Origin of the sequence: Aromatoleum sp., from assembly GCF_032027225.1 — a bacterium.
In the GTDB taxonomy this organism is placed as follows: domain Bacteria; phylum Pseudomonadota; class Gammaproteobacteria; order Burkholderiales; family Rhodocyclaceae; genus Aromatoleum.
In genome coordinates this window covers 1-6,002 of the sequence record NZ_JAVSMM010000040.1, presented here as the reverse complement: position 1 = coordinate 6,002, position 6,002 = coordinate 1, and the positions used below count along the sequence as shown (strand labels likewise).

Here is a 6,002-nt window from a genome sequence, read left to right as displayed (position 1 = left end):
TTGCGCTCGTCGACAACGTGGTTCTCGAGAATCTCTCTGCCGCACAGGCTTCCGTTCCGATGGCCCCGTCCGCTCTGGCCCTCTTCGGCCTCCTGATCGCCGTCATTGGCGTCGTCGCCTGTCGCCGCGCCGTGGCCTAACCCGGGTTGCACCGGACTCGCTTCGCTCGCCGGTGAACCCACGGTTAGGCCGCTGCCGGCGCCTCGTCTCCCATGCACACCAGACATCACGCGCTCCTTCAGCTTACTCAGCAGGTCGATGCACTCATCTCGTGCGTCCGGGCCGTCGACGCCGAGACACTCCCGGTCTACTCGCTCTGGACCGCCAAAGATGTGCTCTGTCACCTCACGTTCTGGCATGAGAGTTTCGCGCGCAACCTCCACGCGGTGGCCCACCAACAGAAGCCGTCACCGCTCAAGGGCACGCTCACAACCCTGAACCAACAGGGCGTCGACGAGCTCCGCGGCAACTCGGTCGACACGCTCGTCGGCCGCCTCCTTGCTGCCCACGCGTGCATTCAGGCTTCGATTCTCGACCCCATCCTCGGCCTCATACCCTACCGTCGGGGCTCGAGGCCCTACACACCCGGCGAGCACCTGGAGATCGTCAGGGCTCACATCCAGAAGCACACCGGAGACATCTATTCGGCACAAAGCCGGTCCGCGTCGGCCTCCGCCTCAAAGACGCATCTCCCCGCAAGCACCCCTCCGGCTTCATCACCATCGCGGCCTAACCCCGGCATGCAGCGGACTCGCTACGCTCGCCGCTGATGCCAGACGTTAGGTTGCGTTCCGCAGATCTCATGCGCATTCACAGCGTCCACTACCGAGAGCTACCCGTGCCACCCGAGGTTCTCGCGGGCGCTTTCGATTCGCTTTCAACGCCGGACGACCGCCTGTGGCCCACCGCCTTCTGGCCGCCTATTCGCTTTGACCGGCCACTTCAGGTCGGCGCCGTCGGCGGTCACGGTCCCATTCGCTACACGGTCGAGACGTACGTCCCGGGTCAGTCCATCTCGTTTCGCTTCACAGCGCCACCGGGCTTCACCGGCACGCACTCCTTCCTTCTCGCTCCCACGGCCTTTGGCTTACGCATCTCACACGAGATTCGTATCGTCACAACTCCGTTCGCCAGCCTCTACTGGCTCGTCGTCATTCGTCCCCTCCACGACGCCCTCATTGAGGACGCACTCCATCGGGCCGTCACCGCAGCCGGCCTTCAAGAGCCCAGACCTTCCTGGTCCTTTTGGGTCCGGCTCCTGCGCGCCGCCTTTCGCCCCCGCAAACCCATCATCGCAACCTAACCCCGGCATGCAGCGGACTCGCTACGCTCGCCGCTGATGCCAGACGTTAGACGGCACAACCCAGCCCCTCGCATGTTCAAGACGTCTCTATCTGCCCCTTCCAAGTGATGGCCCTGTTCGCTTCGGCCGTGGTCTACCTGACGGGTCTCTACTTCATTGCCCTCGGCGTGGGGTCATTCTTCGCGCCCGCCCTCGTGCGGCGCTTCCTCCTTGGCTTCGCCGGCACTCCCGTCGCCCACTATCTGGAGCTGACTCTTCGCCTCGTCGTGGGCGGCGCCTTCCTCGGGCACGCTCAGTACATGCTGTTGCACGGCCTCTTCACTGCCTTCGGTTGGGTGCTCGTCATCACCACCGCCGTAATGCTCGCCGTTCCCTGGCAATGGCATCGGGGTTTCGCAGAACGCTCAGTCCCCCATGCCCTTCGGCGTCTGCCCCTACTCGGCCTGGCTTCTCTCGTCCTCGGCAGCTTCATCATCGTCGCCGCCACCCACGGTGCCGTCTAACCCGGCTTGCAGCGGACTTCGCTTCGCTCGCCGCTGAAGCCACGGTTAGGCCGTGCTTCGCACCATGCTCCGCCGCATCGCCTTAACCTGCGCCCGCGCCCTTCTTCCTTTCGGTCTCCTTCTTGTGTTCCTCGGGCTTCTGGGTCGGTCGCACCTTGCGATCGACTGGCTTCCGTTCTCTGCGCCCCTCTTCCACGGGGTCCCCGTCGCCGGCACCTTTTCAACGGACCTCCCCGCTACCTACGATGTCGAGGTCTGGTTCGAGCGACCGTCGGGCCAGTCTCTTCCCGCCACGGCCGACCTCACTGTCGTCTGGTCCATTCAGTCGGGCACTCACACGCTCGCGGGAGCGACCTCGGTTCATCCGCGCGTCTGCCTCTACTCGCCAGATACCCTCGGTGCGCCGCTCGGGCGCTTCGAAGGGTCAGCACACGGCCGGTTCTCCATCACGGCTGGTACCAGCGATATCGCACCTTCCCTCAGCTCACTACATCCCCGCATTCAAGTCAGCCTTGACGGCATTCAACGCGAGAGCAACCTCATCTCTCTCTTCTTCGCCGACCTTCTCCTTCTCGGTGGCGCTGTTCTTTCCGTAATCAGCCTTCTCGCCCTCCTCGCCCTCCGCCTCACAGGGCCAGGCACGGCCTAACCCCGGCGTGCAGTGGACTCGCTCCGCTGCGCTGCGCTCGCCACTGACGCCAGACGTTAGCTGCGCTACCGTAGAGATGTCCGTCGCGCATCACGCGCCTTCGCTCGCTGGGCACGTCTTGGGCGCGTCGACGCTCGCACCCGGCCCCACCTGGCATCCATCGGCTCAATCGGTCTCCTCCAAGGCCTCGGCCGCGCCAGCGTTCGACCGAACCGTTCCGCATCACTTCGTCCGAGGCCGCCTCGTCCTCGCCCACCCGGCTCGGACTCGGCCATGCGTCTTCGGTCCTCACTCGCGTACCCCGGTGCCAGTCGTCACCACTCCCGTTCGCGCCGCTGTTCTTCAGCCGTACCAGAGCACCGGGGTTCTCGAAATGCCCAGCTTCACAGTTCATCGCCTCCTGGGCACGCCACCGTCCTCACCATTCCCTGCGAACACCACCAGGGCTCACGTGGCATGTCCTCGGTTTCGGCCACACGCTGGCGCCATAGCAGCGTCCACCCGCACAGCTAACCCGGCGTGCAGTGGACTCGCACAGCTTCGCTGTGCTCGCCACTGACGCCCACGGTTAGGCACCGTTCCGATGCGCCTCACGCATTTCGCGCTTCTCGCCTCACTCAGCGCCGCCTGCGCCTCAGCACCGCGCGGCCGCACTGTCACCGTCCTCGCCGCGCTTCCGCGTCTCGGTTCCGCGTTCGCGCCTCCAGCGATCGCGACCACCGTTCTCGGCCAGCACGTCTACCACGTCAGGGTCGCGAACGCCCTCTTCGCGGTGTCGGTCGACGCCTCTACCTCGCGCGTCACTACCATCTCTACTCGCGATCCTCACTTCAGGTCGCCCGAGGGCGTCTCCGTCGGTCTTTCGGTCTCGGCCCTCGCGAACGACTCCGCAAAGTGGCACTCCGTTCCCGCTGTCGGCTGTCTCATCGTCCTGCCTTCCGGCTGGCGTGCCATCGTCTCGTCCGGCACTCCCGCATCCGGGCAGCAGCCGGTCACGTCCGCGGCAGCACTTCCGGCACCCGTATCAGCCACTCCAATCGCTCCCGTCGCAACGCCGTCCTGCCCGCCGATGCAGGGTGCGGTCTCACAACTCACACTCGACGACGACGGTGCCTAACCCCGGCGTGCAGCGGACTCGCTTCGCTCGCCGCTGACGCCAGACGTTAGGTGGCCTTCGGCATGCGTCAGACATCTCTGAGCGGCTCACGTCTCCGTCCTCGCCGCACCCTCGGCACCGTGCCCGTCCGTCCGGGCGCGCGACGTTCCGCCCTGCGCGCGACCTCTTCATCGTCACGTCGTCTCTTCGCCTGACCAACCGACTGGATAGCACGATGGCCACCTCACCCGACTCCACGTTCTCCCTGTCGCTTCCAGAGCAGCAGCTCGAGGGCCTCTTCACGTCTTCATCGGCGCCGGTCCAGGCCGAGGGCCTCGTTGCGGGCATTCCCTTCTACTTCCGCGCCCGCCACAACTCCTGGTCCTTCGCCGTTGCCTCGGGCGCACAAGCCGACCCCGTCCTCGTCAGCTGCCCCACCGAGGGCTTCCTACTAACCGGCACAGTTCCCGGCGGCCAGTCGGCGGCAAGCTATCTCTCCCTGCAGGACGCCACCGAAATCATTCGGTCATCCGCGACCGCCTTCCTGAATCAACGGGCCACCTAACCCCGGCATGCAGCGGACTCGCTTCGCTCGCCGCTGATGCCAGACGTTATGCGCACCCAGACACGTCCGTAGGCCGCTTCGAATGGTCGTGCATTCGCTGAAGCACGAGCCCGCAGGGTCGGTCCTGCGAACGACCGGGGAACCCCGGCGAGGGCGCTGCAAGAAGAGCACTGGCGCCGACAGCGCCGTGTCCTTTCACGCGTTCGGTCGCGCAGTCTCCCGTCCCGCCACGGTCACTTCGTCGAGCCCGGCGCCCCATCGCTTCGCTCACCGAGCCGCGCCTCTCTCGGCAGCCAGGTCATCGAGGGCCGAGACTCGCTCCTTCGCTTTCGGGTCCATCCCGGTGTCGTCTCCGGCGCGGCCCAGCAGCGCCCACGCCCCGGGCCGGTCCAGCGCCGGGATTCTCTCTGTTCTTGTTGAACCTTCCGCGATCGTCCCCTCGATGAACGCCCCGACGACGGCCCGGGTCGCCGCCGGGGATTCCCCGGTCGGCCCCACCCACGCTCCGCGGCGGCCTCGAACGTGCCGCCGGGTGCGGTTCACCACCGTGGAAGGGGCGCATAACCCTGCGTGCAGCAGACTTCGCTTCGCTTCGCTCGCTCGCTGCTGACGCATGTCGGTTAGGCTGCTGACGACAGCTCATGCGTTCTTCAGTCGTTCTCGCCTTCGCTCTTACGCTTCTCGTCGCCACTCCTGCGCCTGCCGTTGGGACCCTCGACGCGGAGGCATCGGCTGCCGTCGTCGCGACCTGGCGCGACTCCCTTAGCGACGTTCGCTACCCCGGCCTCTCGGTTCTGGTTGAATACCGCGAGAAATGGGCGGTCCACAGTCAGTTCGTGCTGCTGACCATCAACGGCCAGACGGTTACAGCGCACGCTCTGCTTCTCATCGCCACTCCCGACGCCGATCCATCGGCGCCGCCTCCGCCTCGCTGGCGCACCGCGTCGGCGACGTCGGCCTCATGCCCGCAGCTCGCGGCTCTCGCGAAGGCCGTCTCGGGCTTTCGCCTCCCGCTCGTCCCGTCCAATGCACTCACCCTCGATCCCGCCACCTACGCCGTAACGGTCGCGACGTCGTCGGCCCAGACGTCCTTCCGGGTCAACGAGCCCGAGGGCTCGTTCTGGGGCGACCCCGGCGCCCCCAAGAACCCACTGCCCAGTTGGGTCCGGCGCCTCTTCTCAGCCCTTCACGCCTGCACCGCACCAGCAGCCTAACCCCGGCGTGCAGTGGACTCGCTGCGCTCGCCACTGACGCCAGACGTTAGACCACCCCGGACAGCAGGCGCGTAACATCTACGGGTCGTGCCACCGCTCAGCATCGCGCTCCTGCGGCAGCTCATCCGATCCCGGCAGTACGTGGTGTCGCTCCACGCTGCCGACGAGCTTGAAGACGACGGGCTGTCTGTCCTTGACCTTGAGAGCATCGTCCTCACCGGCCGCATCGTTGAACGCCAACGCGACCGCACATCCCGCGAGTTGAAGGTCGTCGTTCGCGGGCAGGACCTCGCCGGTGCCACATGCTGCACAGTGGCGAAGCTCGGCCCGACCGGCCGCGCTATCATCATCACGGTCTATGTCGAAGGCTAAGGCTCCCGCATGCGACTTCTGCGGCCATCCGGGCCTGCAGACGAAGCTCGTCACACGTAGCTATGGCAAGGGTGCGGCTCTCCTCGTCATCGAGGGCATTCCCGTCCACTCGTGCCCTTCCTGCGGCGAGTCCTACCTCACGGCCGACACCCTTCACGAGATCGAGCGCATCCGGGCACTCCGGAAGGCCGTCTCGGTCGTCCGCCCGGTCGCGGTCGCAACGTTCGCGTAGGGTGGTCTAACCCGGCGTGCAGCGGACTTCGCTTCGCTGCGCTCGCTCGCCGCTGACGCCCACGGTTA

At 66.3% G+C, this 6,002-nt stretch carries 8 protein-coding genes; all 8 read left to right on the top strand.

Annotation, left to right across the window (positions count from 1 at the left end; genetic code table 11):
* Positions 1-212: 212 nt before the first annotated feature.
* The 8 genes from ROZ37_RS21935 (at position 213) to ROZ37_RS21900 (ending at position 5,934) form a co-directional block, all read left to right on the top strand.
* Positions 213-770, top strand: coding sequence for a maleylpyruvate isomerase N-terminal domain-containing protein (locus ROZ37_RS21935; protein WP_312662848.1), 558 nt, complete (start codon positions 213-215; stop codon positions 768-770).
* Positions 771-802: 32 nt separating this feature from the next.
* The gene (locus tag ROZ37_RS21930; RefSeq protein WP_312662847.1) at positions 803-1,303 is read left to right on the top strand and encodes a hypothetical protein; all 501 of its coding nucleotides are present in this window, start codon (positions 803-805) and stop codon (positions 1,301-1,303) included.
* A gap of 107 nt (positions 1,304-1,410) precedes the next feature.
* Positions 1,411-1,806, top strand: coding sequence for a hypothetical protein (locus ROZ37_RS21925; RefSeq protein WP_312662846.1), 396 nt, complete (start codon positions 1,411-1,413; stop codon positions 1,804-1,806).
* A 64-nt stretch (positions 1,807-1,870) separates the two neighbouring features.
* On the top strand, positions 1,871-2,455 hold the full coding sequence (locus tag ROZ37_RS21920; protein ID WP_312662844.1) for a hypothetical protein: 585 nt from the start codon (positions 1,871-1,873) through the stop codon (positions 2,453-2,455).
* A 1,331-nt stretch (positions 2,456-3,786) separates the two neighbouring features.
* The gene (locus ROZ37_RS21915; protein WP_312662843.1) at positions 3,787-4,116 is read left to right on the top strand and encodes a hypothetical protein; all 330 of its coding nucleotides are present in this window, start codon (positions 3,787-3,789) and stop codon (positions 4,114-4,116) included.
* A 641-nt stretch (positions 4,117-4,757) separates the two neighbouring features.
* Complete coding sequence (locus tag ROZ37_RS21910; RefSeq protein WP_312662842.1) at positions 4,758-5,330, top strand: hypothetical protein; 573 nt, start codon at positions 4,758-4,760, stop codon at positions 5,328-5,330.
* Positions 5,331-5,474: 144 nt separating this feature from the next.
* Positions 5,475-5,702, top strand: a complete 228-nt coding sequence (locus ROZ37_RS21905) for a DUF4258 domain-containing protein (RefSeq protein ID WP_312662841.1) — start codon at positions 5,475-5,477, stop codon at positions 5,700-5,702.
* Complete coding sequence (locus ROZ37_RS21900) at positions 5,689-5,934, top strand: type II toxin-antitoxin system MqsA family antitoxin (protein ID WP_312662840.1); 246 nt, start codon at positions 5,689-5,691, stop codon at positions 5,932-5,934. The genes ROZ37_RS21905 and ROZ37_RS21900 overlap by 14 nt, the downstream gene beginning before the upstream one ends.
* Positions 5,935-6,002: the final 68 nt, after the last annotated feature.

What these genes read in the sequence shown, in the direction of transcription:
- ROZ37_RS21925 (WP_312662846.1), top strand. Translation starts at nt 1,411, where the DNA reads ATGGCCCTGTTCGCTTCGGCCGTGGTCTACCTGACGGGTCTCTACTTC.
- ROZ37_RS21915 (WP_312662843.1), top strand. Translation starts at nt 3,787, where the DNA reads ATGGCCACCTCACCCGACTCCACGTTCTCCCTGTCGCTTCCAGAGCAG.
- ROZ37_RS21935 (WP_312662848.1), top strand. Translation starts at nt 213, where the DNA reads ATGCACACCAGACATCACGCGCTCCTTCAGCTTACTCAGCAGGTCGAT.
- ROZ37_RS21920 (WP_312662844.1), top strand. Translation starts at nt 1,871, where the DNA reads ATGCTCCGCCGCATCGCCTTAACCTGCGCCCGCGCCCTTCTTCCTTTC.
- ROZ37_RS21910 (WP_312662842.1), top strand. Translation starts at nt 4,758, where the DNA reads ATGCGTTCTTCAGTCGTTCTCGCCTTCGCTCTTACGCTTCTCGTCGCC.
- ROZ37_RS21930 (WP_312662847.1), top strand. Translation starts at nt 803, where the DNA reads ATGCGCATTCACAGCGTCCACTACCGAGAGCTACCCGTGCCACCCGAG.
- ROZ37_RS21900 (WP_312662840.1), top strand. Translation starts at nt 5,689, where the DNA reads ATGTCGAAGGCTAAGGCTCCCGCATGCGACTTCTGCGGCCATCCGGGC.